The sequence below is a fragment of the Rhizobium sp. SEMIA4064 genome (genome assembly GCF_003025035.1).
In the GTDB taxonomy this organism is placed as follows: domain Bacteria; phylum Pseudomonadota; class Alphaproteobacteria; order Rhizobiales; family Rhizobiaceae; genus Rhizobium; species Rhizobium paranaense.
In genome coordinates this window covers 216,956-241,640 of sequence record NZ_PYJN01000013.1, presented here as the reverse complement: position 1 = coordinate 241,640, position 24,685 = coordinate 216,956, and the positions used below count along the sequence as shown (strand labels likewise).

The window sequence follows — 24,685 nt, the reverse complement described above, 5'->3', positions numbered from 1 at the left end:
TCATCTACAGGTTGAAAAGAGTTTTTGGAAATAAACGTCAGCCATCGTAGCGCGGAATGATCGGCGGGATCGAGTCGAAGCCGAAACCCAAATAGTGCGAACTGATGTACCACGCAGCGTAGATCACGCCGGATACCAATGTCGTGATCAGCACCACCCTCAAACCGCGGAATTTCGTCGGCGCGCTTTCGACGGTGCCGAGGACCACCTGATTGTCTTCAGCCTGGGTGCGCATGCCGAAAGGCAGGATGGCGAAGAGCGTGATCCACCAGACAACGAAATAGACAGCGCATGTCGAAAAAATCTGCTGGACCATTATGCTTCCTCAAGACAGGCCTCAAACCGGCCTGCGCGCTCCTCGCCCTAACCCGCCTATAGAGCCAAAGCCTCCGCGTTTCAAAGTGCTGCTCAGCGCTCTAATGTCACACTGCTGTGCTGACATCAGCGCTCTGCTCAAGTTCAATGAGGGTTCCGAAGAAGTCCTTCGGGTGCAGGAAAAGCACCGGCTTGCCGTGGGCGCCGATCTTCGGTTCGCCATTGCCGAGCACGCGAGCGCCGGCCTCGATAAGGCGGTCACGCGCAGCCATAAGATCATCCACCTCATAGCAAATATGGTGCATGCCCCCGTCGGGATTCTTCGCGAGAAATGCCGAGATGGGCGAGGCGTCGCCAAGCGGTTCCAGTAGCTCGACCTTGGTGTTCGGCAATTCGATGAAGACGACGGTGACGCCATGTTCCGGCAAGAGCTGCGGCGCCGATACTTTGGCGCCAAGCGTGTCACGATAGGTGGCGGAAGCGGCGGCAATATCCGGAACGGCAATCGCGATATGGTTGATGCGCCCGAGCATGGCGTCCCTCCTCCCCGACCAGATAGTAACGCTATTGCCCAGTTACGCGGGTAATGAACACGGTCACGACCGGCTTCTTGCCCCAGCCATGGTTGGCCGCAGCGCGCACAGCCCGACGCGCGGCTTCCTGCACCATGTCGATATCCTTGCGGCGGGCGCGCGGGATGCTTTCGATGGCACTGACGATGGCATCGAAGAGCGTGTCTTCCATGTCCTCGCCCTCATCGTCATAGGCCGGAAGGCCGATAGCAACGAGATCGGGATCGCCGACGATATCATAACGGGCATCGAGCACGACATTCACAGCGACATGGCCGACATAGGAAAGCTTCTTGCGCTCGCCAATGCCCATCTCGTCGAAATCGCCGATCAGCGTGCCATCCTTGAAGATACGGCCATGCGGCGCCTCGCCGATCACCTCTACAGGACCCGGAGCCAGTCGCAATATGTCGCCATTGCGAACCCGCGGCACAATGGAAATGCCGGACTGTTCGGCCAGTTCTTTATGTGCGGTCAGATGCGTCGCTTCGCCATGCACCGGCACAACGACCTTCGGCCGCGTCCATTCATACATCCGCTGCAGCTCGTTGCGGCGCGGATGGCCGGAGACATGTACCAGTGCTTCGGCATCCGTCACGACATGCACGCCCTGCTCGGTGAGGCCGTTCTTGATATCCTGGATGGCCTTCTCATTGCCGGGAATAGCGCGCGATGAGAAAACGACGATATCGCCGGCGGCGAGCGCGACGTTGCGCATCTCGTCACGCGAAAGCTTGGCAAGCGCCGCGCGCGGCTCGCCCTGGCTGCCGGTCAGGATGACGACGACCTTGTCGCGCGGGATATAGCCATATTCATCTTCAGCGATGAACGGCTTGATGCCTTCCATGATGCCGATGTCGCGCGCGACATCGACGACACGCTTCAGCGAACTGCCGAGCAGCAAAATCTCGCGGCCCGCAGCCTCGGCAGCCTCGGCGATGGTGCGAATACGGCCGACATTCGAGGAGAAAGTCGTGATCGCTACTCGACCCTCTGCGTCCTCGATGATCTTGCGCAGGCTTTCGGAAACATCCTTTTCCGAGGGAGATACGCCGTCTCGCAGCGCATTGGTGGAATCGCACATCAGCGCCAGCACGCCTTCATCACCGAGCTGGCGGAAACGCGCCTCGTCGGTCAGTGGCCCGAGCGACGGCTCGTGATCGATCTTCCAGTCGCCGGTGTGGATGACATTGCCGACCGGCGTGCGGATCATCAGCGACATCGGTTCGGGAATGGAGTGATTGACGCCGACACCCTCGATGCTGAAGGGGCCGACATTGATGCGATCGCCAGCCTTGAACGGCGTGATCGGGATCTCGCCCATCGACTTTTCGTAGTCGCGCTTGGCTTCCAGCAGGCCGGCAGTGAAGGCGGACGCGTAGACCGGAACGTTCAGGCCCGGCCAGAGATCGTTCAGCGCGCCATAGTGATCCTCATGCGCATGCGTGATGATGATGCCCTTGAGGTTCTTGCGTTCCTTGGCGAGGAAACGAATATCGGGGAGCACAAGATCGACGCCCGGAAGGTCCGGACCGGGAAAGGTGACGCCGCAATCGACCATGATCCACTGGCGATGCTCAGGCGCGCCATAGCCGTAAAGCGCGAGATTCATGCCGATCTCGCCGACGCCGCCGAGTGGCAAAAACACCAGTTCGTCTTGGTTTGCCATATCTATCTTTTACCTACGATCTGAAAAAAACGTCGCCCGCGGCGATCGGCAAAATCTTGCCGCCGATATCGAGCATCAATAAGCCATTATCATCGATTCCGGCGAAATGGCCGGAAATCGAACGGTCCGGCAGATTCACGGTGATCTTTTCGCCGATGCCACAAGCGACCTCACGCCAGCGTGCGGTCACCTCGCGAACGCCTTTGCCGCTGTTCCAAACGGCCAATGCCTCGGCCATGGACGCGTAGAGATGCGCAAACAGTTCCTCCGGCGATACGGTCGAGCCATGCTCATGCAGGTAGGTGACCGGATAGAGCGGGTTTTCCGGTTTGACGGCAATATTGATCCCGATGCCGATCACCAGCGCATACCGTCCATCCGCAAGGGCCTCTCCCTCGATCAGAATGCCGCAGGTCTTCTTGCGGCCGATCAGGATATCGTTCGGCCATTTGACCTCGACGGGCTCCGCGGCCAGAGGCAGCACGCCACGCACCGCCTGATGCACGCCAATTGCGACAGCCAGCGGCAGGGAGCCGAGGCGGTCCATGGGGGCCGGATCGATCAGAAGAAGGGAAGCATAGAGATTGCCGCGTTCGGACACCCAAGGGCGCCCGCGGCGTCCGCGGCCGCCTGTCTGGCGGTCCGCTGTCACCCAGAGATTGCCGGCATCGCCTGCCCGCGCCCGCTCCAGGCATTCGCTGTTGGTGGACGCGGTCACTGAAAGGGCATCGTGCCGGAAGTCGGCGAGCGACTTCCGGCTGTTCATGTCAGACGCCATCAAAACAGCGTCGCGGCAGCGAGATCGGCCGCACCGCCGATAGCACCGCCGAAGAAGACGTAGGTGACGACGAAGAGACCCGAAAGGCCGAAGACCAGACGCAGCGAACCGGCAGTGCGGGTAAACTCGTCCTTGGCTTCATCGAACCACATCACCTTGATGACGCGCAGATAATAGTAGGCGCCGACGACCGATGCGAGAACGCCGATGATGGCGAGCGCATAGAGATGGGCCTGGATGGCTGCGACGAAGACAAAGTACTTTCCGAAGAAGCCGGCGAGCGGCGGGATGCCGGCAAGCGAGAACATCAGCGCCGTCAACACGACCGCCATGAACGGATTCGTCGTGGAAAGGCCGGCGAGGTCGTCGACGTTCTCAACCTGGCGACCATCCTTGCGGCGCATCGCCATGATGATGGCGAAGGAGCCGAGCGTCATGACCATGTAGATGACCATGTAAAGCATGACACCGGAGACGCCGGTCTTGTTGCCGGCAGCAAGGCCGACCAGCGCATAGCCCATGTGACCGATGGAGGAATAAGCCATCAGTCGCTTGAAGTTGCGCTGACCGATTGCGGCGAAGGAGCCGAGCAGCATCGAGGCGATCGAGATGAAGACGATGATCTGCTGCCAGTCGGCAAGCACCGGATGAAAAGCGGTGACCACGATACGGGTCAGGATCGCCATGGCCGCAACCTTCGGGGCAGCGGCAAAGAAGGCGGTGACCGGGGTCGGCGCACCTTCATAGACGTCCGGCGTCCACATGTGGAACGGCACGGCGGAAATCTTGAAGGCCAGGCCGGCGAGCACGAAGACCAGACCGAAGACGAGGCCGAGCGAACGGGTCTCAGCGCTGAGCGCGGTGGCGATGGCATCGAAGGTCGTGTGACCGGTGAAGCCATAGACCAGCGACATGCCGTAAAGCAGCATGCCCGAGGACAGCGCGCCGAGAACGAAATACTTCAGACCGGCTTCCGTCGACTTGACGCTGTCGCGGTTGATGGCAGCAACGACGTAGAGCGCCAGGGAGTGCAGCTCCAGCGACAGATAGAGCGAGATCAGGTCATGTGCCGAGATCATCAGCAGGATGCCGAGGGTCGCCAGCAGCAGCAGCACGGGGAATTCGAAACGATCGAGCTGCTGCTCGCGCGCATGCCCCATGCTCATGAACATGGCGACGATCGAGCCCACTAGGGCGACGATCTTCATGAAGCGCGAGAAGCCGTCGGCGAGGTAGGCGCCGCCGTAAGCCAGGCCTTCGCCGGGCACGAAGATGATCCAGAGACCGGCCACCGCAAGAACCGCAATGGCAAGACCGGTTACCGTCGGTCCCGACCGTTCGCCCGAGAAGACGCCAATCATGAGCAGCACAAGCGCACCGACCGCGAGGATGAGCTCCGGGATGGAAAGATGCAGGCTTGCAAGAATTGTGTCAGCAGTCATGTCGAATAAGTCCCGTCATCAATTCATCGACAGCGCAACATTCTGCGCGGCGTGCAGGGCTGCGGTGTAGTTGTTCACGAGCAGATCAACCGAAGCGGCCGTCGCATCGAAGATCGGAGCCGGATAGACGCCGAAGAAGATGGTCAGCGCGATCAGCGGATAAAGGATGAGCTGTTCGCGAGGCGACAGATCCAGCAGCTTCTTCAGGTTTTCCTTTTCCAGCGCGCCGAAAATGACGCGGCGGTAGAGCCAGAGCGCGTAAGCGGCTGAAAGAATGACGCCGGTGGCAGCGAAGAGTGCAACCCAGGTGTTGGCACGGAAGACGCCGATCAGGGTCAGGAATTCACCGATGAAGCCGGAGGTGCCGGGCAGACCGACATTGGCCATGGTGAAGACCATCATCGCGACGGCATATTTCGGCATGTTGTTGACCAGGCCGCCATACGCCGCGATCTCGCGGGTATGGGTGCGGTCGTAGACCACGCCGACGCAAAGGAAGAGCGCGCCGGAGACAATGCCGTGCGACAGCATCTGGAAGATCGCACCCTGAACACCCTGCTGGTTGGCCGCGAAAATGCCCATGGTGACATAGCCCATGTGCGCGACCGAAGAGTAGGCGATCAGCTTCTTGATGTCTTCCTGCATCATCGCCACGAGCGAGGTGTAGATGATGGCGATGACGGACAGAGCGTAGACGAGCGGCGCGAAATATTCCGACGCATTCGGGAACATGCCGATCGAGAAGCGGATGAGACCGTAGCCGCCGAGCTTCAGAAGAATACCAGCCAGGATGACCGAGCCCGCCGTCGGCGCCTGAACGTGTGCGTCGGGCAACCAGGTGTGAACCGGCCACATCGGCATTTTCACCGCGAAGGAAGCGAAGAAAGCCAGCCATAGCCATGTCTGCATCTGCGGCGGGAACTTGTAGGCGAGCAGCGTCGGGATGTCCGTCGTGCCGGCCTGCCAGTACATCGCCATGATGGCGAGCAGCATCAGCACCGAGCCGAGCAGCGTATAGAGGAAGAACTTGTAGCTAGCGTAGACGCGATCCTTGCCGCCCCAGACGCCGATGATCAGGAACATCGGGATCAGGCCGGCTTCGAAGAAGACGTAGAACAGCACGATATCCAGCGACGTGAACACGCCGACCATCATCGTCTCGAGGACGAGGAAGGCGATCATGTAGTCCTTCAGGCGTTTCTCGACCGAGAGCCAGCTCGCCAGCACGCAGAAGGGCATCAGGAAGGTCGTCAGGATGACGAACAGCATGGAAATGCCGTCGACGCCCATGTGATAGCTGATGCCGGAGCTCAGCCAGCCATGCTTCTCGATCATCTGGAAGCCCGGATTGGCGTTGTCGAAGCCAATCCAGACATACAGCGACACGACGAAGGTGAAGACCGTGGTCAGCAGCGATACGTTCAGGATGTTGCGGCGGCCGTTGGGTCCGTCATCCCGCATGAACAGCAGGAGAAGGACGCCCACCAGCGGCAGGAAGGTGACCGTTGAAAGAATAGGCCAATCGGTCATCAGAGGGAACTCCCGAGCATCATCCAGGTAACGAGGGCCGCAATACCGAGCAGCATCGCGAAGGCATAGTGATAGAGGTAACCGGTCTGCAGGCGGACGACGCGGTTGGTGACATCGACGACGCGGGCAGCAACACCGTTCGGGCCGAAGGTATCGATGACCCCGATATCGCCCTTCTGCCAGAGGAAGCGACCAAGCGCCTTGGCGGTACGGACGAAGAGGAAGTCATAGAGCTCGTCGAAGTACCACTTGTTCAAGAGGAACTCATAGAGAACGCGATGCTGCCGTGCGAGGACCTTCGGGGTCTCCGGCGACTTGATGTACATGTACCAGGCCAGCACGAAGCCGAGCAGCATGGCGATGAACGGGCTGATGCTCACCCAAGCCGGAACATGTTCCATCTCTTCGAAGATGTGGTTCGTGGGCAATGTGAACAGCGCGGTCTTCCAGAACTCGCCATAAGCCTCGCCGACGAAATCGCTTCTGTAGACCATACCGGCGAGGACAGCGCCAAGCGCCAGCAGATAGAGCGGGATCAGCATAACGTTCGGCGATTCATGCACGTGATGCATGACCTCGTGCGAAGCGCGGGGCTTGCCGAAGAAGGTCATGAAGATCAGGCGCCAGGAGTAGAAGCTGGTGAACAGCGCGGCGATGACCAAGAGCGTGAAGGCGAAGCCAGCGACCGAGCTGTGCGAAGCATAGGCAGCCTCGATGATCGCGTCCTTCGAGATAAAGCCGGCAAAACCGAAATGGGTGAAGGGAATGCCAACACCGGTGATCGCCACCGTGCCGATAATCATCATCCAGAAGGTCTTCTGGATATGCGGGCGCAGGCCACCCATGTAACGCATGTCTTGCTCGCCATCGACGGCGTGGATGACCGAGCCGGCGCAGAGGAAGAGCAGAGCCTTGAAGAAGGCGTGCGTGAACAGATGGAAGATAGCCGCGCCGTAAGCGCCGACGCCAAGGGCGACGAACATATAGCCGAGCTGCGAACAGGTCGAATAGGCGATGACGCGCTTGATATCGTTCTGCACCAGACCGACCGTCGCAGCGAAGAAGGCGGTGATCGCACCTATGACGGTAACGAAGGTCAGGGCGTCAGGCGAAAGTTCGAAGATCGGCGACATGCGGGCGACGAGGAAGACACCGGCGGTGACCATGGTCGCGGCATGGATGAGCGCCGACACCGGGGTCGGGCCTTCCATTGCGTCCGGCAGCCAAGTGTGCAGCAGGAATTGTGCCGACTTACCCATGGCGCCCATGAAGAGCAGCAGGCAGACGCCGGTCAGTGCATGCGCACGATCAAGATGCATGCCGAAGAGGTTGAGCACGATATCGCCCGGCTGACCACCCTGCCCTGCGGCAAAGCTCTGGGCGTTGCCGAAGATGACATCGAAGTTGATCGAGCCGAAGAGAACGAAGACACCGGCGATGCCGAGCACGAAACCGAAGTCGCCGACGCGGTTGACGATGAAGGCCTTGATCGCAGCCGCGGACGCCGAAGGCTTCTTGAACCAGAAACCGATGAGCAGATAGGAAGCCAGACCGACGCCTTCCCAGCCAAAGAACATCTGGGCAAGGTTGTCTGACGTCACCAGCATCAGCATGGCGAAGGTGAAGAGCGAGAGATAGGCGAAGAAGCGCGGACGATGCGGATCGTGATGCATGTATCCGATCGAGTAGACGTGAACGAGGGTCGAAACCGTGTTCACGACGATCAGCATCACCGAGGTCAGCGTATCGATGCGCAACATCCAGGAGACGTCGATGCCGCCGGACTGGATCCAGCGCAGCACTTCCACCTTGATCGGTTCGTCGGTGTGACCAAGCGCGACCGTGAAGAAGACGATCCAGGACAAAACCGCGGCGATGATCATCAAGCCGGTGGTGACGTATTCCGAGGCCTTGGCGCCGATCCCACGGCCGAAGAGGCCGGCAATGATCGCGCCGATCAGGGGAAGAAAGACGATAGCCTTATATAAAAACATAGCTGTATCAGCCCTTCATCACGTTGACGTCTTCGACCGCGATGGAACCGCGGTTACGGTAGAAGACGACGAGAATTGCAAGACCGATGGCCGCTTCGGCAGCAGCGACGGTCAGAATGAACAAAGCGAAGACCTGGCCGACGATATCGTTGAGGAACGACGAGAAGGCGACCATGTTGATGTTGACCGCAAGCAGGATGAGCTCGATCGACATCAGGATGATGATGACGTTCTTACGGTTCAGGAAGATGCCGAAAACGCCGAGTACGAAAAGGATGGCGCTGACCGTCAGGTAGTGGGAAAGTCCGATGACCATATTCTTGTTCCTTTGACCCTCGTGCCGCGCCTTAGACGCCCTGCCCCGGCTTGACCTTGACCACCTCGACGGCGGTCGCGGGCGTGCGGGCGACCTGTTGCGGAATGCTCTGGCGTCTGACGTGGGTGCGATGCCGCAGCGTCAGCACGATCGCGCCGATCATCGCGACCAGCAGCACAAGACCGGCGATCTCGAAGAAATAAACGTAGTTGGTATAGAGCACGTCGCCGAGTGCGGCGGTGTTCGTGCGGGTCGTCACTGCCGGGATCGGCATGGCAACCGACTTGGCGACAACAGGCGAAATCACGCTGCCGCCGATGACGACGATCAGCTCGGCGGCGAGAATGATGCCGATCAGCGCGCCGATCGGCGCATATTCCAGAATGCCGGCCCTGAGCTCGGAGAAGTCGATGTCGAGCATCATGACGACGAAGAGGAAGAGAACCGCGACGGCGCCGACATAGACGACCAGCAGGATCATTGCCAGGAATTCCGCCCCCATCAGGAGGAAGAGGCCGGCGGCATTAAAGAATACCAGGATGAGGAACAGGACCGAATGGACCGGATTCCGCGCCGAGATAACCATGAACGCCGACGCCACCGCGACAAAGGCGAAGATATAGAAAAAAAGAGCCTGCAGACCCATGTTGGTGCCTTTTTCGTCTTCCCCCGGGCAGCCGGGAGTGTCCCTGCCCGATGGGACTTGGCTGGACATGCGTCCGCCAAAGCCCCGGTCTCTATTCCACCGCGACGGCGACAATCTCAGCCGCCCGTCACGGCATATTCAAAATTCCGCTCAGCGGTACGGCGAGTCGATCGCGATGTTGCGCGCGATTTCGCGTTCCCAGCGGTCGCCATTTTCCAGAAGCCGCGCCTTATCGAAATAAAGCTCTTCGCGGGTTTCGGTGGCGAATTCGAAGTTCGGCCCTTCGACGATGGCGTCGACCGGGCAAGCCTCCTGGCAGAAGCCGCAATAGATGCACTTCACCATATCGATGTCATAGCGCACCGTGCGGCGGGTGCCGTCGTTGCGGCGCGGCCCGGCTTCGATGGTGATGGCCTGAGCAGGACAGATGGCTTCGCAGAGCTTGCAGGCGATGCAACGCTCTTCGCCGTTCGGATAACGGCGCAGCGCATGTTCGCCACGGAAGCGCGGGCTGACCGGCCCCTTTTCGAAGGGATAATTGATCGTCGCCTTCTGCTTGAAGAAATAACGCATCGACAAAAAGAATGCGCCGACGAATTCCTTGAGGAACAGCGAGCTGACGGCGTTGGAAATTCCGGCCATCTTCAACCTCCAAATCTGCTTGAAGCGAGGAACGACATCATCATGCCCATCCCGTCAGCTTCAGCACGAATGCAACGATAATGACCATGGCAAGCGACAGAGGCAGGAACACCTTCCAGCCGAGGCGCATGAGCTGGTCGTAGCGGTAGCGCGGCACGAATGCCTTGACCATCGCGAACATGAAGAAGACGAGGCACGACTTCAGCAGGAACCAGATGATGCCCGGGACCCAGTTGAGGATCCAGATATCCACCGGCGGCAGCCAGCCACCGAGGAAAAGGATCGTAGTCAGCGAGCACATCAGAACGACGGCAGCATATTCGCCGAGCATGAACATCATGTAGGGCGAAGAGCCATATTCAACCATGAAGCCGGCAACCAGCTCCGATTCCGCTTCCGGAAGGTCGAAGGGCGGACGGTTCGTTTCGGCGAGCGCCGAAATGAAGAACACGATGAACATCGGGAACAGCGACAGCCAATGCCAGTCGAGGAACGAAGCCGGCAGGCCGAGCTTGGTACCGAGGCCGGTCTGCTGCGACATGACGATATCGGTCAGGTTCAGCGAGCCGACGCAGAGCAACACGGTAACGATGACGAAGCCGATCGAGACTTCATAGGACACCATCTGCGCGGCGGAGCGCAGCGCGCCGAGGAACGGATACTTCGAGTTCGAAGCCCAGCCGCCCATGATGATGCCGTACACTTCGAGCGACGAAATCGCCAGAATGTAGAGAATGCCGACATTGATGTCGGCGATAACCCAGCCATGCGCCACCGGCACGACGGCCCAGGTGGAGAGCGCCAGGACCACGGAGACGAGCGGTGCCAGCAGGAAGACGGTCTTGTTGGCGCCGGCCGGGATGATCGGCTCCTTGACCATGAACTTCAAAAGGTCGGCGAAGGACTGGAACAGGCCGAAAGGACCGACGACGTTCGGGCCGCGGCGCAACTGAACCGCCGCCCAGATCTTGCGGTCGGCAAGAAGGATATAGGCGATGAAGATCAGTAGGCAGACCAGGAGCAACACGGACTGACCGATGATAATCAGCGCCGGCCAAAGATAGGTCGAAACGAATGAATCCATAGTCCTCTGCCCTTACTCTGCCGCAGCCTGGAAATTGTTGCGGGCCAATGCCGAGCACTCGGCCATAACAGCCGAGGCACGCGCTATCGGGTTCGTCAAATAGAAGTCTTTGATCGGCGAAGCAAACCCGGATTTACCCATCGCGCCAGCTTTTTTCGCGAGTGCGGCAATTTGGGCGCTATCGCCTTCGGCGATCTCGTCGATGCCTGCGAAATGCGGGAACGCAGCATAGAGCTTGGCACGCAATTCTCTCAGCGAATCAAAGGGAAGCTTCTTGCCGAGTACATCGGAAAGGGCGCGGATGATGGCCCAGTCTTCGCGAGCATCGCCCGGTGCGAAACCGGCGCGGTTGCCCATCTGAACGCGGCCTTCGGTGTTGACCCAGGTACCCGACTTTTCGGTGTAGGTGGCGGCCGGCAGAATGACGTCGGCATTGTGTGCGCCGTTGTCGCCATGCGAGCCGATGTAGACGGCGAACTTCGCGCCCTTGCGGGTGAAGTCGAGCTCGTCAGCGCCAAGCAGGAAGAGGACGTCCATCGAGGACAGCATCGCCGCAGCGTTGACGCCCTTTGCCCCCGGTACGAAGCCGAGATCGAGGCCGCCAACGCGGGACGCTGCCGTATGCAGTACAGCAAAGCCGTTCCAGCCATCCGTCACGACGCCGACAGCGGCAGCGAGCTTGGCGGCATTCGCCAGCACTTCGGCGCCGTCTTCGCGAATGAGAGCACCCTGGCCAATGATGATCATCGGCTTCTGTGCATTCTTCAGAACGTCGGCGAAGCCATGCGAACCGCTGACGACATCAGCCAGCGTATCCGGACCAGCGCCGAGATAGTCATAGGAGTAGCGCAGGTCGGCATGTTCGCCGATCACGCCGATCGGGAACTTGCCCTTGCGCCAGCGCTTGCGGATGCGCGAGTTCAACACGGCCGCTTCGAAGCGCGGCGTGGCGCCGATGATCAGCAGCGCGTCGGCAGCTTCGATGCCTTCGATGGTCGGATTGAAGATGTAGCTTGCGCGGCCAAGCGACGGATCAAGCGCCGTCCCGTCCTGGCGACAGTCGAGATTTTCCGATCCCAGCGACTTCAGCAGCTCCGAGAGCGCGTACATTTCCTCGACGGAAGCAAGATCGCCGGCGATCGCGCCGATCTTGTCGCCGCTGGTGGCGGCAACCGCGGACTTGATGGCGGCGAAAGCATCGCTCCAGGTCGCAGCCTGCAGGCGGCCGTCCTTGCGGACATAGGGCTTGTCCAGGCGCTGCGTCTTCAGGCCGTCCCAAATGAAGCGGGTCTTGTCGGAGATCCACTCTTCGTTGATCTGCTCGTTGACGCGCGGCAGAACGCGCATGACTTCGCGGCCGCGGGTGTCGACGCGGATGGCCGAGCCGAGCGCGTCCATGACGTCGATCGATTCGGTCTTGTTCAGTTCCCACGGACGGGCCGTGAAGGCGAAAGGCTTCGAGGTCAGCGCGCCGACCGGGCAGAGGTCGACGACATTGCCCTGCAGCTCGGAGGTCATTGCCTGCTCGAGATAGGTGGTGATCTCGGCGTCTTCGCCGCGGCCGATCAGGCCGAGTTCGGAAATGCCGGCGACTTCCGTCGTGAAGCGGACGCAGCGCGTGCAGTGGATGCAGCGGTTCATCACGGTCTTGACGAGCGGGCCGATATATTTGTCTTCAACGGCGCGCTTGTCTTCCTGATAGCGCGACGAGTCGATGCCGAAGGCCATGGCCTGGTCCTGCAGGTCGCATTCGCCGCCCTGGTCGCAGATCGGGCAATCCAGCGGGTGGTTGATCAGCAGGAATTCCATCACGCCTTCTCGGGCCTTCTTGACCATCGGCGTGTTGGTGAAGACTTCCGGAAGCTCGCCATTCGGGCCGCCGCGGATATCGCGCACGCCCATGGCGCAAGAAGCCTGCGGCTTCGGCGGGCCGCCCTTTACCTCGACGAGGCACATGCGGCAATTGCCGGCCACCGACAGTCGTTCATGGAAGCAGAAGCGCGGGACTTCGGCGCCGGCTTCCTCGCACGCCTGGATAAGCGTGTAGTGATCCGGAACTTCGATCTCTTTACCGTCAATCTTCAGTTTTGCCATCGTCCACTCAGTCCTATGTCACGTCTGCCGCCGTATATGGCCGCAGACAATTTCATGATCGCAACACCGTCTCGCCACCGGCGCGGCATTTGAGCCGCGTGGCACCGGTCTTGCTCACAATCACCTTTGCCGAACCTTGCCCCACAAGATCAGCATCTTGGCTGAGACATCACAGGCCGCGCCCGCAAGATGCTCACCGCCTCATTCACACCCTCGGCCGCTCGGGACGCAGCCGAAGAAACTCTCAACTCCGGCCTTTCGGCTGTAGCGCCATCGCCTGGCCAACCCAATCGTCGCGTCGGATACGGCCATCGAAACCGAGTTCCGCATCGATCCGCTCGACATCCGCCTCGTTCCAGGCGGCGATATCGGCAAAGCGCAGAATACCGCGCCCGTTCAAAACCTGCTCCAGCTTCGGACCGATGCCCGAAATCCGCTTCAGGTCATCCGTCTTCACGGCGACTTTGCTGCTGCGTGCAGGCGCCGTGGTCGGCTTTGCCGCAACCGGCTTTACGGCAACAACCTTGGCCTTGACTGGGGCCTTCGTGGGCGCCTTTGCCGGCTCCACCTTCACAGCAACGGGTTTCGGCTCGGCCTTCTGCACCCTCGCCGGCTTTACTGTCACCGGTTTGGCAGCAGGCGATGCCTTCACCGGCGTCGCCTCCCCTGCCACTTCGCTCTTTGCCGCCGGCTTTTCTTCCACAGCGACATTGTTCTTCTCGTCCAGCGAACCAGCGAACTTGTTGGTCGCCTCGACCGCGCTTTGCAGCGCGCCGAAGAATGCACCGGCCATTTGCGACGAGAAGCCGAACCCGATTGCGGTCGCCGCAGCAAATGCAGCAGCCGGATGTGCCATTAGCGGATTGATCGACAAGACTGGCGAATTCCGCAGCATATCCGCAGCAATACGGCCGAGATCAGCCGATGCATCGGCCACTCCGCTGTTCTGCCTTGTATCCGTGGTCTTCGCCATCATCGTCCTTACTCGGCCGCTTCCAGCACCGCGCCGTGGCTTGTGGCATTGGCCGTGTATTGGTCAATGCGCTTTTCGATTTCCGGGCGGAAGTTGCGGATCAGACCCTGTACCGGCCATGCGGCGGCGTCGCCGAGCGCACAGATGGTGTGGCCTTCGATCTGCTTCGTCACCTGGAACAGCATGTCGATTTCGCGCTTCTGCGCATTGCCCCGAGCCATACGCTCCAGCACGCGCCACATCCAGCCGGTGCCTTCACGGCACGGCGTGCACTGGCCGCAGCTCTCATGCTTGAAAAAGGCCGAGATACGGGCGATCGCCTTGATGATGTCGGTCGACTTGTCCATGACGATCGCAGCCGCCGTACCGAAGGACGACTTGACTTCGCGCAGACCGTCGAAATCCATCGGACAATCGATGATGTCGGCCGCCGGAACGACCGGGCACGACGCACCGCCGGGAATGACAGCGAGCAGATTGTCCCAGCCGCCACGAATGCCACCGCCGTGCTTCTCGACCAGTTCGCGGAAGGTGATGCCCATCGTTTCTTCGACCGTGCACGGACGATTGACGTGGCCGGAAAGCATGAACAGCTTCGTGCCGACATTGTTCGGACGGCCGAAGGAGGAGAACCAACCGGCACCGCGGCGCAGGATCGTCGGCGCAACGGCGATCGACTCGACGTTGTTGACGGTTGTCGGGCAGCCATAGAGACCCATATTGGCCGGGAATGGCGGCTTCAGGCGCGGCTGGCCCTTCTTGCCTTCCAGGCTTTCGAGCAGCGCGGTTTCTTCGCCGCAGATGTAGGCACCGGCGCCATGATGAACAAAAACATCAAAATCCCAACCGAGCTTATTGTTTTTGCCGAGAAGACCGGCATCGTAGCATTCGTCGATCGCGGCCTGCAGGGCTTCGCGCTCGCGCATATATTCGCCGCGGACATAGATGTACGCCGTGTTCGCACCCATGGCGAAACCGGCGATGACGCAGCCTTCGATCAGCGTATGCGGATCGTGGCGCATGATGTCGCGGTCTTTGCAGGTGCCGGGCTCGGACTCGTCGGCATTGACGACGAGGTAATGCGGACGGCCATCGCTTTCCTTTGGCATGAAGGACCACTTGAGCCCGGTCGGGAAGCCGGCGCCACCGCGGCCGCGCAGGCCCGATGCCTTCATCTCGTTGACGATCCAGTCCCGGCCCTTTTCGAGGATCTGCTTGGTGCCGTCCCAGTGGCCGCGGCTCATCGCGCCTTTCAGGGACTTGTCCTTGAGACCGTAGATATTGGTAAAGATGCGATCCTGATCCTGTAACATACCTTACCTCTTACTCAGCCTTGTCGCCGACAGCCGTATTGTCTTCTTTGGCCGGAGCCGCCTTCGGATGCTCGGCGGGCAGCGCGGTCTTGCCATCGGCCGGGCTCTTCAGCGCCGGATTGGTCTCAGCATCGCTGCTAACGGGCTTGGCTGCCTCGGATGGCGGCAGCACAACCGTTTCGGCGGCAACCTTAGCACCAGCCTTCTTCTTCGTCTTCGTCGCCGGCGAATCCAGAAGCGACGTCAAACCACCTTCCGGTGCGGAGAAAACACGATCAATCTGCGGACCGGTCTGCACTTCGCTGCCCTTGCCTGCGACAAATGCGTCGATGATCTCTTCGAGACGTTCCGGCGTCAGATCCTCATAGGTATCCTTGCCGATCACGACCATCGGTGCGTTGACGCAGGCGCCCTGACATTCGACCTCTTCCCAGGAGAGCGTGCCTTCGGCGTTGCGTTCCAGCGCGTGGTCGGCGATCCGGCTCTTGCAGACCTTCACCAGGCCTTCGGCGCCGCGCAACATGCAGGGCGTCGTGCCGCAGACCTGGATATGGGCGCGGCTGCCAACCGGATGCAGTTGGAACTGCGTGTAGAAGGTGGCGACTTCGAGCGCCCGGATATAAGCCATATCAAGCATATCGGCGATCTTTTCGATGGCCGCCTTGGTGACCCAGCCATCCTGCTCCTGCGCACGCATCATCAGCGGGATGATCGCGGATTGCTGGCGGCCCTCGGGATATTTCTTGATCGTCTTTTCAGCCCAAGCCGTGTTCTCCTGGTTAAAGGCGAAGGCGGCAGGCTGGAATTGATCTTCGGCTAGTCGACGAACGGACATCTTTCACGCCTTATCTCAGTTTAAGGACCCACACCGCGTATCCGTCAGGGACGAAAATTCGCAGGCATAGGCCGACTGGTCTTTCTGCATAAACACAACGAATTTGCCGCCGTTCGGCACGGCGGCCTTTATTTCATAGCCACGCGACACGAGATCGCCCATGGTCGATACCGCGCTCTGCGTAGCCGTATTTCCGCTCTTCGCAACATTCGAGCTTTTCGCATTCGAACCTTGCACGGAGATGCTGGGCAGCGCCTGCGCCTTACCGGCCTGCTGAGCCGAGGCTCCGGAAGCAACGAGAAGCGCAATAGCGATGACCGGCCAAAACTGCATCAGCGGTCCACCTCACCGAACACGATGTCGAGCGAACCGAGCACGGCCGCGACGTCGGCAAGCAGGTGACCGCGGCACATGAAATCCATGGCCTGCAGATGCGCATAGCCCGGAGCGCGGATCTTGCATCGGTACGGCTTGTTCGAACCATCGGAGACGAGGTAGACGCCGAACTCGCCCTTCGGCGCTTCGACGGCGGCATAAACCTCGCCGGCGGGCACATGGTAACCTTCGGTGTAGAGCTTGAAGTGATGGATCAACGCTTCCATCGAGCGCTTCATCTCACCACGCTTCGGCGGCACGACCTTACCATCGAGCGAAGAGACCGGGCCGGTCTTGGCATCGCCGAGCAGGCGATTGACGCACTGCTTCATGATGCGGACGGACTGGCGCATCTCGATCATGCGGATCAGGTAGCGGTCATAGCAGTCACCGTTCTTGCCGATCGGAATATCGAATTCGAGATCAGAATAGCACTCATAGGGCTGCGCGCGACGCAAGTCCCAGGCGGCACCCGAGCCGCGGACCATGACGCCGGAGAAGCCCCAGGCCCAACAGTCTTCGAGCGAGACGACGCCGATGTCGACGTTGCGCTGCTTGAAGATGCGGTTGCCCGTAAGCAGCTCATCGATATCGTCGAGCGCCTTCAGGAAAGGATCGCACCAGTCGCCAATGTCCTGCACCAGCTTTTCCGGCAGGTCCTGGTGAACGCCGCCCGGACGGAAATAGGCAGCATGCATGCGCGAGCCAGAGGCGCGCTCATAAAACACCATCAGCTTTTCGCGCTCTTCAAAGCCCCAGAGCGGCGGCGTCAGCGCGCCAACGTCCATGGCCTGCGTCGTGACGTTCAGCAGATGCGAAAGGATGCGGCCGATTTCGGAATAGAGCACGCGGATCAGCTGACCGCGGATCGGAATTTCGATGCCGAGCAGCTTTTCGACGGCCAGCGCATAGGCATGCTCCTGGTTCATCGGCGCCACGTAATCGAGGCGATCGAAATAAGGAACGGCCTGCAGATAGGTCTTCGTCTCGATCAGCTTTTCCGTGCCGCGATGCAGCAGGCCGATATGGGGATCGACGCGTTCCACAATTTCGCCGTCCAATTCGAGGACAAGACGCAAAACGCCGTGCGCAGCCGGGTGCTGCGGACCGAAATTGATGTTGAAGTTGCGAACGTTGTGTTCTGTCATGGCGGCGATGCTCGCGTTTTCAGATATTCAGAGAATGGCAGGCTTCCGCCCGCCACACGCCATCAAATTATGCCTTCGCCTTCTCGTCACCCGGGAGCACGTAATCCGTGCCTTCCCATGGGGACAAGAAGTCGAAGTTACGGAATTCCTGCTTCAGCTCGACGGGTTCGTAAACCACGCGCTTGGCGGCGTCGTCATAGCGAACTTCGACGAAACCGGTCGTCGGAAAGTCCTTGCGTAGCGGATGGCCTTCGAAGCCGTAGTCGGTCAGCAAGCGACGCAGGTCCGGGTGGCCGGTGAAGAGAACACCGTACATGTCCCAGGTCTCGCGCTCGAACCAATCAGCGCCGGGATAGACGCTGCAGGCCGACGGAACAGGCTGATCTTCGGCGACCGGAACCTTGATGCGGATGCGCAGGTTCTTCTTCGGCGACAGCAGGTGGTAGACGACGTCGAAACGATCGGGACGCTGCGGCCAGTCGACACCGCAAATATCGATCAAGTTGACGAAGCCGCACTTGGCATCATCACGCAGGAACGTCAGCAGCGCGACGACATTTGCGGCTGTCGTCGTCACGTTCAGCTCGCCGTACTTGATCTCGGACGACGAAATCAGAGCACCGCGAACTTCCGTGAGATAGGTGACTAGCTCGTTCAGGGCTTCACTCATATTGCCTTGTCCCCTGCCTTACCGTTCGATCGTGCCGGTGCGCCGGATTTTCTTCTGCAGCAGAAGCACGCCATAGAGCAGCGCCTCCGCCGTGGGAGGACAGCCCGGTATGTAGATGTCGATCGGCACGATGCGGTCGCAGCCGCGCACAACCGAATAGGAATAGTGATAGTAGCCGCCGCCATTGGCGCAGGAGCCCATCGAGATGACGTAACGCGGTTCCGGCATCTGGTCATAGACCTTGCGCAGAGCCGGAGCCATCTTGTTGGTCAGCGTGCCGGCGACGATCATGACGTCGGACTGACGCGGCGAGGCGCGCGGCGCGAAGCCGAAGCGCTCGACGTCGTAACGCGGCATGGAAACCTGCATCATTTCGACGGCGCAGCAGGCGAGACCGAAGGTCATCCACATCAGCGAGCCGGTACGGGCCCAGTTGATCAGCTCGTCGGTCGAGGTGACCAGAAAACCCTTGTCGGCGAGTTCATTGTTGATCTCGCCGAAGAACGGATCGTTGCTGCCGACAGGCTTGCCGGTTGCGGGATCGATGATCCCTTTCGGCTGCGACGCAACGAGTGTCGTGTTGCCTTGAGCTACTCCCATTCGAGCGCTCCCTTCTTCCATTCATAAATAAAGCCGATGGTCAGCACCGCCAGGAACACCATCATCGACCAGAACCCAAACCAGCCGATCGCACCGAAGGATACGGCCCAGGGGAAAAGGAAGGCGACTTCCAGGTCAAAGATGATGAAGAGAATCGACACGAGGTAGAAGCGGATGTCGAACTTCATGCGGGCGTCGTCGAATGCGTTGAAGCCGCACTCGTAGGCCGACAGCTTTTCCGAATCAGGCGCCTTGAAGGCGACGGCAAACGGCGTGATCAACAACGCTAGGCCGATCACCACGGCAATACCAATGAAAATCGCTATCGGAATATAGGAACTGAGCAGTCCAGTCATCATGTCCATCCCTGCTTGCCATGTGCGCCGGGGCGGCGCCTCTGAGCAAATGCCCAAGCCAAGCGAAAGAGCGTTGCAACAGAGCCGTGGTTAGCGCAGCCGGAGCGCGGGCGCAAGCCTTTTGAATATGTCGTTTCAAGCACTACCGAACCGGACTTATCAACAGGCTGTAACGATATCGCGACAAATCCGCGCAAAGGCAAAACGGCTTTCTCGCAGTCGCAGCAAATTGATGATTGATTGTAATGGCTTGAAGCAAATGGCGCGAGTGACGGGGCTCGAACCCGCGACCTCCGGCGTGACAGGCCGGCACTCTAACCGACTGAGCTACACCCGCGCATCGTTTGACCTTTCGGTCGTGCGAAATCCGGCATTATGCTTTGAAATGGCGCGAGTGACGGGGCTCGAACCCGCGACCTCCGGCGTGACAGGCCGGCACTCTAACCGACTGAGCTACACCCGCGCATCGTTTGACCTTTCGGTCGTGCGAAATCCGGCATTATGCTTTGAAATGGCGCGAGTGACGGGGCTCGAACCCGCGACCTCCGGCGTGACAGGCCGGCACTCTAACCGACTGAGCTACACCCGCACTTCATTTCAAGCATTCCGGATGCTTTCGCACCCATCAAAGCGGCCTCGCCGTTCGATGAGCGGCTAACTACGGGGTTCGCGTTTGGGTGTCAAGCAGGTTTAAATACAAATCCATGACAGAGCACGAATTGTTTTCGCGACCGCCGCCGACATGTTTCGGCTCCGTCGATTTGGCATGGCAGGTTCGCGCCCCACGCATTTCAAAAACGGCTCATAAACCCGCCCCGGCCAGGCCTGGCTTTCGCAGCAGTCGCATGTGGCGATATCGTCCACTGATGCCGCGCCATCAAAAAAATCAAAAAATCTTCACAAACACTCTTGCGGTTTTTTGTCGTTCCGCATAGATCACGGCCACCGAAACGCAGCGGTCCAACGCACCGCTTGCTGCAAGGGCGATTAGCTCAGTTGGTAGAGCGCCTCGTTTACACCGAGGATGTCGGGAGTTCGAGTCTCTCATCGCCCACCATTTTTCAGAGATATAACTGATTGATTGAAATAGCGGCTTTCCGGCTACTTGGCAGCGCTTTCTGCGTAGCTATTGATGCCGATGCGCTCTTCAGCGCCCCTCTCAATAATTCCCGGTAATCACGATCGTCAGAAGTACCGCTGAGACAAGCACGAGAGCTGCGATGATCGCCAGCAGCTCCTTCAGCATAAAACGTTGCATCTTGCTGCCATCCATGGCGTTTGCTCCCCCTGCAAACTGCGTATTCGTTCTTTGTCCCAGCATCGAATCGCTGCGTCAAATCCAGTGCGAATCTCGCATAGGCGGACGGCATGTCAATTTTGGGATCAACAGTCAAAACGGTCGCTCTTGTGAGCGGCAGATGAACACCGTCACCCTCCGAGATTGATCAAAACTGCTGACCGGCGACTAAGGAATATTGATCTTTGTCGGCCTTTGCCGTGGCGGCGGGTCGATAAAGGCGGCCGGCAGGTTGACGCTCTGCGATAGCAGGCGTTCGGCGATCTCATCCGCCGCCGCCCGTGCGCCGACTCGGGAGTAGAAATTCCCGCGCACCTGTATGGATGCGGCAAGCAGTTTCAGAAATGCACTGCGAATGTCCACCGATGGCGTCGCCGGATTGTCCCAGAACAGGTCCAGCGGCTTTTGATCGGTCAAGCCTTGGATATCGTAGATAGCCGCTCCAAGGACTTTCACCGGCCTTTCAGCCTGCAGGGCGGAAAGTGCGGCAGTGGAATTGACCGTCACCATGCCCTGGCTTGCCGAGATCAATTTTTCGAGATTACCGCCGTCGATGAAATGGATGCGGGAGGACAGGGCAAGCTTTGCGCCTATGCCGTGGATATAGCCTTTCCAGTCGACAAGCCCATTGTCGAGCGGATGAAGCTTTATCACCAAATGCCTGTCCAGCGCTGCGTGCAAGGCAAACGACTGCATGACCTGCCTGATTGCATCCTGCTGCCGATGGAAGGGCGAGTGCGCGCGCAGTTGATAATCCGTCTGAAGCTGCAGGGGGTAGACGAAGAATCGCGTTTCAGCGGCGATCAACCGCTCGATCGTAGCCTCCGATTCCCGCGCACGCCTGCCGCTCGACGGCAGCCGGCGGAGCCAGCCCGCATATTCCACCAGCGGATGATAGAGCGCATGGCGCCGATAGCCGGGGTAGAGAAACCAAAGAAAAGCACTGGGAAGATTGTAGAGGAGATCGTATGTCGCCTCCGCCAGGAAGCTGTGACTGAACCGGCGGGTCCAATCCGGCTCGGCAAGGCTCGCCGCAGCCTGGACTATATAAAGTGGATCGACGGGAAAATGCGAATTGGATGACATTCCGTCACGCTCGAGCGTCACCCAATCCGGCCGCAGGTATCCCATCTCGACGACGCTGATACTGGCGGCTCGCCGCCTCGCCTCTTCGATGGCGACCTGATGATACGGACGCTCCTCGCCGAGAAGAATCACATCCGTGACCTTATCTGCCTCGATTCGGCGGCGAACATAGCTGCGCCAGCCGGCAAAGCCGCCGCGATAATTGTAGGCTCCGCGGCGGCGCCAGAATATCCAATCGCCCGGGTTCAGGTTGATGCGGATGCAGCGATGGCCCGCGGTCTCCAGCCTTCTGGCGATCTCCATGAAAAGCGGTGAGGACGGCCCCTGCAGGAAAAGAAAGACGCGCTGGGAAGCCGCTGCATCCCCCTGCCCGTCAGCCGTCACTCCGGCACCTCGGTGCTGAGGCCAGCATAGCGCAGCAGCGTGCCGATAAGGTTCCACGGCGCTTCTTCCTGCGGCGGCACCGGCTTTTGCGAGTGCGACCGCGCACGGCCGAGCGGAACGATGATGTAGTCCGTGCGCGGATCCGGAAAGGGATCGGCAAAGGCCTTCAACAGCGGCGCATGATCGCCGTAGAACAACAGCCACACGGGGCGGTCGAGCCGGTCCAGGTGATGCGCGAGATTGCCGAGCGCATGGTCGGCGCGCATCAGCAGCTCACTATAGATATCCACTGGATTCGTCAGGTCGCCGCAACGGCCAGGTTCCCAGGGTCCATGATTCGCCATGGAAGCCACGAAAACGAAGTTTTTGCCGGCGCCTTCCCCGTCGATCGCTCGAATCACGCTTTTCGTCAGCGACAGGTCGCTGACATAAGGGCCATCGCGTTCCGGCCGGTGATCGAATTCGTCCAGCATCATCATCCGATCGAAACCGAGCTGCGGCATGGCCTTGTGGCGCAGGAAAAAAGTCTTGTCGTAAGGGTGGATGAACTGCGTCTTCCAACCCGCCTTCCGCAGCCGTTGCGGCCATACGACATCCTTGTAGTGGCTGGCGCGCAGATAAGGGTAGCTCGCGTCGATATGGACGTTCTCAGGCAACAAACCGCTCAGCACCGCAAATTCGGTGCGCAGCGTATAGCCACCTTCGAAGACGCTCGTCATCCGGCCCCACTGCGCTGCCTGATCCCGCAGCCGGTCCAGATTGGGAAGCTTGACGTTTTCCGCACCAAAATGCCGGAGGTCGATGAAGGATTCGGATTGCCATATGACGATCAACGGCTCGTCGTCGCCATGTTCCCATAGATCATGAAGGGCGGAGATGAAGCGTTCCGATAGCTGGGTGACAATGGCCTCGCGCCTGACGCCAACCCATATGACGAAATGAAAGACGACGGATTCAAAGGTACCGAACCTGACCGTATCCTTCTTGACGTCGACCTTGCCGAGAACATTCTGCGTGAAACGGCAGACGGGTCCGCTGACGGTCCTGCTGAACAAAGCGAGCCAGGGACCGAAGGCAACCGCCAGCATAACGAGAACCCAAAGGAAACCGTTGTGGTCGGGCAGGATCGACGGCTCGAAATACATATAGAGAGCGCTGACGCCGAACACATAGGAAAGCGCGATGATCCAGAAGACGATGTTCAGAGACGTCGCGTAGAAAATCTCTTTGTATTTGAAAACGTCGACCACCAGGGCGATATCGGAGAAGACTAAGGGCTCACGGATGAACTCGAATTTTGCACGCGAAATTCCGGTGAAGATGACGAAGAAACTGATCACGCCCTGCGCACCGTAAATCGGACGCCAGGAAATCGCGAAGAATAGGGCGTAGATGAGAGCGATGACGGGAATTCTTGCCGCCCACTCGAACGCCAGCCGCTTCAAACTTCTCTCTGTATGATTTTGCTTGTTGACTGCAGGAGGCATCGCAAAAGGATCGGTCAGGAAAATGACGACACAGGAAAAAGCGAAGCACGCAACCGTCAAAAGAGCCGGAAAATCATGAAGTTTCAAAACAATACCGTCCAAATGTCATAGTCTGCGGCGGCTTCCCTCAAAAACCGGAAAAAGCCGCCAATTCTCAATTCTATCGTTTTTTACGCGCATCCCATCAGGCGCGCTGAAGCATCACGCGAATTATGGAAACTGCGCTCAACCAAAGCCTTTGTCGGTCGAGCGGGCAAGGCTTTCATCTCGCCCTTCTTCAATTATTTTTCGAAGCTTGCGGAAATACCACCACATCAACAGCGGCTTTATCAACGGGCCGAAATAACCGAGTGCGGTTAGCGACAATCCAAAATGGATTCGGGTCCTGCCGCGGTCGAGGCCGCGGACGATTTTTGCGGCCACGGCTTCGGCACTCCACGGCTTGACCGTGCCCATCAGAAGCTCCGCTTCCGCAGGCCGCATCGACATTTCATGGCTATATTGCGGGGTGAGCGTATCCGGCGGAAAGCAGATGGAGACATCCACTCCCGAAACGGCCGCTTCGGCGCTCAATGCCTCTGCAAAGCCGATCAGTGCCGATTTCGAGGCGCAATAGGCGGTATAGCCGTAAATGCCGATCAAAGCGGCGCCGGAGGAGATCATCATGATCTTGCCGCCACGGCGGGTCTTCATACCCTTGTAGACGGCGCGCACGACATTTGCCGTTCCCAGGAGATTAGTGGCAATCTGCTCGTCGAAAACCGTAGCCGGCATGCTATCGAAAGCAGAAGGCTCTACGATCCCGGCCGACGCGATCAGGAGGTCGCAAGGCCCGAAAGCGCGTTCGCAGATATCAACGGCCTCCGAAACTCGATTGGCGGATGCGACATCGACAGGGGCGATCTGGATGCGAGAAAGATCGGCACCCGGCATGGCCGCAATCTCGATACGCGCCTGTTCCAGACGCCCGGGGTGGCGCGCGAAAAGAGAAACCTTGGCGCCCCTGGTGGCATAGAGCTTGGCGATCGCCAAACCGATCCCGCTTGAGCCTCCGGTGACGATGACATGCATGAGCTGAG

General features: G+C 59.5%; 22 protein-coding genes, 4 tRNA genes and 1 pseudogene. 1 reads left to right on the top strand and 26 read right to left on the bottom strand.

Translation table 11 applies throughout. The features are described 5' to 3' along the window. Positions 1-37: 37 nt before the first annotated feature. The 23 genes and pseudogenes from C9E91_RS07680 to C9E91_RS07570 all read right to left on the bottom strand — a co-directional run bounded on the left by C9E91_RS07680 (position 38) and on the right by C9E91_RS07570 (position 19,941). Positions 38-316, bottom strand: a complete 279-nt coding sequence (locus C9E91_RS07680) for a DUF1467 family protein (protein WP_107107748.1) — start codon at positions 314-316, stop codon at positions 38-40. A 106-nt stretch (positions 317-422) separates the two neighbouring features. After that, positions 423-848 (bottom strand): methylmalonyl-CoA epimerase, encoded by a 426-nt coding sequence (gene mce, locus C9E91_RS07675; protein ID WP_107107747.1) that lies wholly within the window; start codon positions 846-848, stop codon positions 423-425. A 31-nt stretch (positions 849-879) separates the two neighbouring features. After that, entirely contained in the window at positions 880-2,556 is a 1,677-nt protein-coding gene (locus C9E91_RS07670) for a ribonuclease J (protein WP_107107746.1), read from the bottom strand. Positions 2,557-2,569: 13 nt separating this feature from the next. After that, complete coding sequence (locus tag C9E91_RS07665; RefSeq protein ID WP_107107745.1) at positions 2,570-3,334, bottom strand: biotin--[acetyl-CoA-carboxylase] ligase; 765 nt, start codon at positions 3,332-3,334, stop codon at positions 2,570-2,572. Then, positions 3,334-4,776, bottom strand: coding sequence for an NADH-quinone oxidoreductase subunit NuoN (gene nuoN, locus C9E91_RS07660; protein ID WP_107107744.1), 1,443 nt, complete (start codon positions 4,774-4,776; stop codon positions 3,334-3,336). Before nuoN ends, C9E91_RS07665 begins: the two co-directional genes overlap by 1 nt. Positions 4,777-4,794: 18 nt before the next feature. Beyond that, positions 4,795-6,306, bottom strand: coding sequence for an NADH-quinone oxidoreductase subunit M (locus tag C9E91_RS07655; protein ID WP_107107743.1), 1,512 nt, complete (start codon positions 6,304-6,306; stop codon positions 4,795-4,797). Beyond that, complete coding sequence (gene nuoL, locus C9E91_RS07650; protein WP_107107742.1) at positions 6,306-8,300, bottom strand: NADH-quinone oxidoreductase subunit L; 1,995 nt, start codon at positions 8,298-8,300, stop codon at positions 6,306-6,308. Before nuoL ends, C9E91_RS07655 begins: the two co-directional genes overlap by 1 nt. 7 nt (positions 8,301-8,307) lie before the next feature. Continuing rightward, positions 8,308-8,616, bottom strand: a complete 309-nt coding sequence (gene nuoK / locus C9E91_RS07645) for an NADH-quinone oxidoreductase subunit NuoK (protein WP_004122490.1) — start codon at positions 8,614-8,616, stop codon at positions 8,308-8,310. A 31-nt stretch (positions 8,617-8,647) separates the two neighbouring features. Next, positions 8,648-9,262: an NADH-quinone oxidoreductase subunit J gene (locus C9E91_RS07640; RefSeq protein WP_104822690.1), complete on the bottom strand. Its 615-nt coding sequence runs from the start codon at positions 9,260-9,262 to the stop codon at positions 8,648-8,650. Between the two features lie 150 nt (positions 9,263-9,412). Further along, a complete protein-coding gene (gene nuoI / locus C9E91_RS07635) occupies positions 9,413-9,904 on the bottom strand; it encodes an NADH-quinone oxidoreductase subunit NuoI (RefSeq protein ID WP_092710917.1) in 492 nt (163 codons plus the stop codon). A 40-nt stretch (positions 9,905-9,944) separates the two neighbouring features. Beyond that, entirely contained in the window at positions 9,945-10,988 is a 1,044-nt protein-coding gene (gene nuoH, locus C9E91_RS07630; protein WP_107107741.1) for an NADH-quinone oxidoreductase subunit NuoH, read from the bottom strand. Between the two features lie 12 nt (positions 10,989-11,000). Continuing rightward, positions 11,001-13,082, bottom strand: a complete 2,082-nt coding sequence (nuoG, locus tag C9E91_RS07625; protein WP_107107740.1) for an NADH-quinone oxidoreductase subunit NuoG — start codon at positions 13,080-13,082, stop codon at positions 11,001-11,003. A gap of 244 nt (positions 13,083-13,326) precedes the next feature. Next, positions 13,327-14,055 (bottom strand): helix-hairpin-helix domain-containing protein, encoded by a 729-nt coding sequence (locus tag C9E91_RS07620; protein WP_107108115.1) that lies wholly within the window; start codon positions 14,053-14,055, stop codon positions 13,327-13,329. An 8-nt stretch (positions 14,056-14,063) separates the two neighbouring features. After that, positions 14,064-15,368 carry an NADH-quinone oxidoreductase subunit NuoF gene (nuoF, locus tag C9E91_RS07615; protein WP_028754009.1) on the bottom strand — a complete coding sequence of 435 codons (1,305 nt, stop codon included), beginning with the start codon at positions 15,366-15,368 and terminating at the stop codon, positions 14,064-14,066. A 55-nt stretch (positions 15,369-15,423) separates the two neighbouring features. Beyond that, positions 15,424-16,203, bottom strand: a pseudogene (gene nuoE, locus C9E91_RS07610) (NADH-quinone oxidoreductase subunit NuoE); the annotation flags it as partial. A gap of 15 nt (positions 16,204-16,218) precedes the next feature. After that, a complete protein-coding gene (locus C9E91_RS07605; protein ID WP_107107738.1) occupies positions 16,219-16,536 on the bottom strand; it encodes a hypothetical protein in 318 nt (105 codons plus the stop codon). Continuing rightward, complete coding sequence (locus C9E91_RS07600) at positions 16,536-17,726, bottom strand: NADH-quinone oxidoreductase subunit D (RefSeq protein ID WP_107107737.1); 1,191 nt, start codon at positions 17,724-17,726, stop codon at positions 16,536-16,538. The genes C9E91_RS07605 and C9E91_RS07600 overlap by 1 nt, the downstream gene beginning before the upstream one ends. Positions 17,727-17,793: 67 nt before the next feature. Further along, on the bottom strand, positions 17,794-18,396 hold the full coding sequence (locus tag C9E91_RS07595; RefSeq protein WP_107107736.1) for an NADH-quinone oxidoreductase subunit C: 603 nt from the start codon (positions 18,394-18,396) through the stop codon (positions 17,794-17,796). An 18-nt stretch (positions 18,397-18,414) separates the two neighbouring features. Next, positions 18,415-18,996 carry a NuoB/complex I 20 kDa subunit family protein gene (locus C9E91_RS07590; protein WP_107107735.1) on the bottom strand — a complete coding sequence of 194 codons (582 nt, stop codon included), beginning with the start codon at positions 18,994-18,996 and terminating at the stop codon, positions 18,415-18,417. Then, entirely contained in the window at positions 18,987-19,352 is a 366-nt protein-coding gene (locus C9E91_RS07585; RefSeq protein WP_028754004.1) for an NADH-quinone oxidoreductase subunit A, read from the bottom strand. Before C9E91_RS07585 ends, C9E91_RS07590 begins: the two co-directional genes overlap by 10 nt. A gap of 260 nt (positions 19,353-19,612) precedes the next feature. Next, a tRNA-Asp gene (locus C9E91_RS07580) sits at positions 19,613-19,689 on the bottom strand. 49 nt (positions 19,690-19,738) lie between these two features. Further along, positions 19,739-19,815 (bottom strand) — tRNA-Asp (locus tag C9E91_RS07575). Between the two features lie 49 nt (positions 19,816-19,864). Further along, positions 19,865-19,941 (bottom strand) — tRNA-Asp (locus tag C9E91_RS07570). A 392-nt stretch (positions 19,942-20,333) separates the two neighbouring features. On the opposite strand from C9E91_RS07570, the gene C9E91_RS07565 reads away from it, so the two are divergent. Next, positions 20,334-20,409, top strand: a tRNA-Val gene (locus C9E91_RS07565). 408 nt (positions 20,410-20,817) lie between these two features. Here the strand turns inward: C9E91_RS07565 and C9E91_RS07560 are convergent. The 3 genes from C9E91_RS07560 to C9E91_RS07550 all read right to left on the bottom strand — a co-directional run bounded on the left by C9E91_RS07560 (position 20,818) and on the right by C9E91_RS07550 (position 24,677). After that, positions 20,818-22,119 (bottom strand): capsule polysaccharide biogenesis protein, encoded by a 1,302-nt coding sequence (locus tag C9E91_RS07560; RefSeq protein WP_181316031.1) that lies wholly within the window; start codon positions 22,117-22,119, stop codon positions 20,818-20,820. Next, complete coding sequence (locus tag C9E91_RS07555; RefSeq protein WP_107108113.1) at positions 22,116-23,693, bottom strand: LTA synthase family protein; 1,578 nt, start codon at positions 23,691-23,693, stop codon at positions 22,116-22,118. The genes C9E91_RS07560 and C9E91_RS07555 overlap by 4 nt, the downstream gene beginning before the upstream one ends. A 138-nt stretch (positions 23,694-23,831) precedes the next feature. Continuing rightward, the gene (locus C9E91_RS07550) at positions 23,832-24,677 is read right to left on the bottom strand and encodes an SDR family oxidoreductase (RefSeq protein WP_107107734.1); all 846 of its coding nucleotides are present in this window, start codon (positions 24,675-24,677) and stop codon (positions 23,832-23,834) included. Positions 24,678-24,685: the final 8 nt, after the last annotated feature.

Excerpts from the sequence above, each read along its gene's own strand:
- nuoF (WP_028754009.1), bottom strand. The coding sequence starts at position 15,368 with ATGTTACAGGATCAGGATCGCATCTTTACCAATATCTACGGTCTCAAG.
- C9E91_RS07680 (WP_107107748.1), bottom strand. The coding sequence starts at position 316 with ATGGTCCAGCAGATTTTTTCGACATGCGCTGTCTATTTCGTTGTCTGG.
- C9E91_RS07655 (WP_107107743.1), bottom strand. The coding sequence starts at position 6,306 with ATGACCGATTGGCCTATTCTTTCAACGGTCACCTTCCTGCCGCTGGTG.
- C9E91_RS07605 (WP_107107738.1), bottom strand. The coding sequence starts at position 16,536 with ATGCAGTTTTGGCCGGTCATCGCTATTGCGCTTCTCGTTGCTTCCGGA.
- nuoL (WP_107107742.1), bottom strand. The coding sequence starts at position 8,300 with ATGTTTTTATATAAGGCTATCGTCTTTCTTCCCCTGATCGGCGCGATC.
- mce (WP_107107747.1), bottom strand. The coding sequence starts at position 848 with ATGCTCGGGCGCATCAACCATATCGCGATTGCCGTTCCGGATATTGCC.
- nuoK (WP_004122490.1), bottom strand. The coding sequence starts at position 8,616 with ATGGTCATCGGACTTTCCCACTACCTGACGGTCAGCGCCATCCTTTTC.
- C9E91_RS07620 (WP_107108115.1), bottom strand. The coding sequence starts at position 14,055 with ATGGCGAAGACCACGGATACAAGGCAGAACAGCGGAGTGGCCGATGCA.
- nuoI (WP_092710917.1), bottom strand. The coding sequence starts at position 9,904 with ATGGCCGGAATTTCCAACGCCGTCAGCTCGCTGTTCCTCAAGGAATTC.
- nuoN (WP_107107744.1), bottom strand. The coding sequence starts at position 4,776 with ATGACTGCTGACACAATTCTTGCAAGCCTGCATCTTTCCATCCCGGAG.
- C9E91_RS07595 (WP_107107736.1), bottom strand. The coding sequence starts at position 18,396 with ATGAGTGAAGCCCTGAACGAGCTAGTCACCTATCTCACGGAAGTTCGC.
- C9E91_RS07670 (WP_107107746.1), bottom strand. The coding sequence starts at position 2,556 with ATGGCAAACCAAGACGAACTGGTGTTTTTGCCACTCGGCGGCGTCGGC.
- C9E91_RS07665 (WP_107107745.1), bottom strand. The coding sequence starts at position 3,334 with ATGGCGTCTGACATGAACAGCCGGAAGTCGCTCGCCGACTTCCGGCAC.
- C9E91_RS07590 (WP_107107735.1), bottom strand. The coding sequence starts at position 18,996 with ATGGGAGTAGCTCAAGGCAACACGACACTCGTTGCGTCGCAGCCGAAA.
- C9E91_RS07585 (WP_028754004.1), bottom strand. The coding sequence starts at position 19,352 with ATGACTGGACTGCTCAGTTCCTATATTCCGATAGCGATTTTCATTGGT.
- C9E91_RS07550 (WP_107107734.1), bottom strand. The coding sequence starts at position 24,677 with ATGCATGTCATCGTCACCGGAGGCTCAAGCGGGATCGGTTTGGCGATC.
- C9E91_RS07600 (WP_107107737.1), bottom strand. The coding sequence starts at position 17,726 with ATGACAGAACACAACGTTCGCAACTTCAACATCAATTTCGGTCCGCAG.
- C9E91_RS07640 (WP_104822690.1), bottom strand. The coding sequence starts at position 9,262 with ATGGGTCTGCAGGCTCTTTTTTTCTATATCTTCGCCTTTGTCGCGGTG.
- nuoG (WP_107107740.1), bottom strand. The coding sequence starts at position 13,082 with ATGGCAAAACTGAAGATTGACGGTAAAGAGATCGAAGTTCCGGATCAC.
- nuoH (WP_107107741.1), bottom strand. The coding sequence starts at position 10,988 with ATGGATTCATTCGTTTCGACCTATCTTTGGCCGGCGCTGATTATCATC.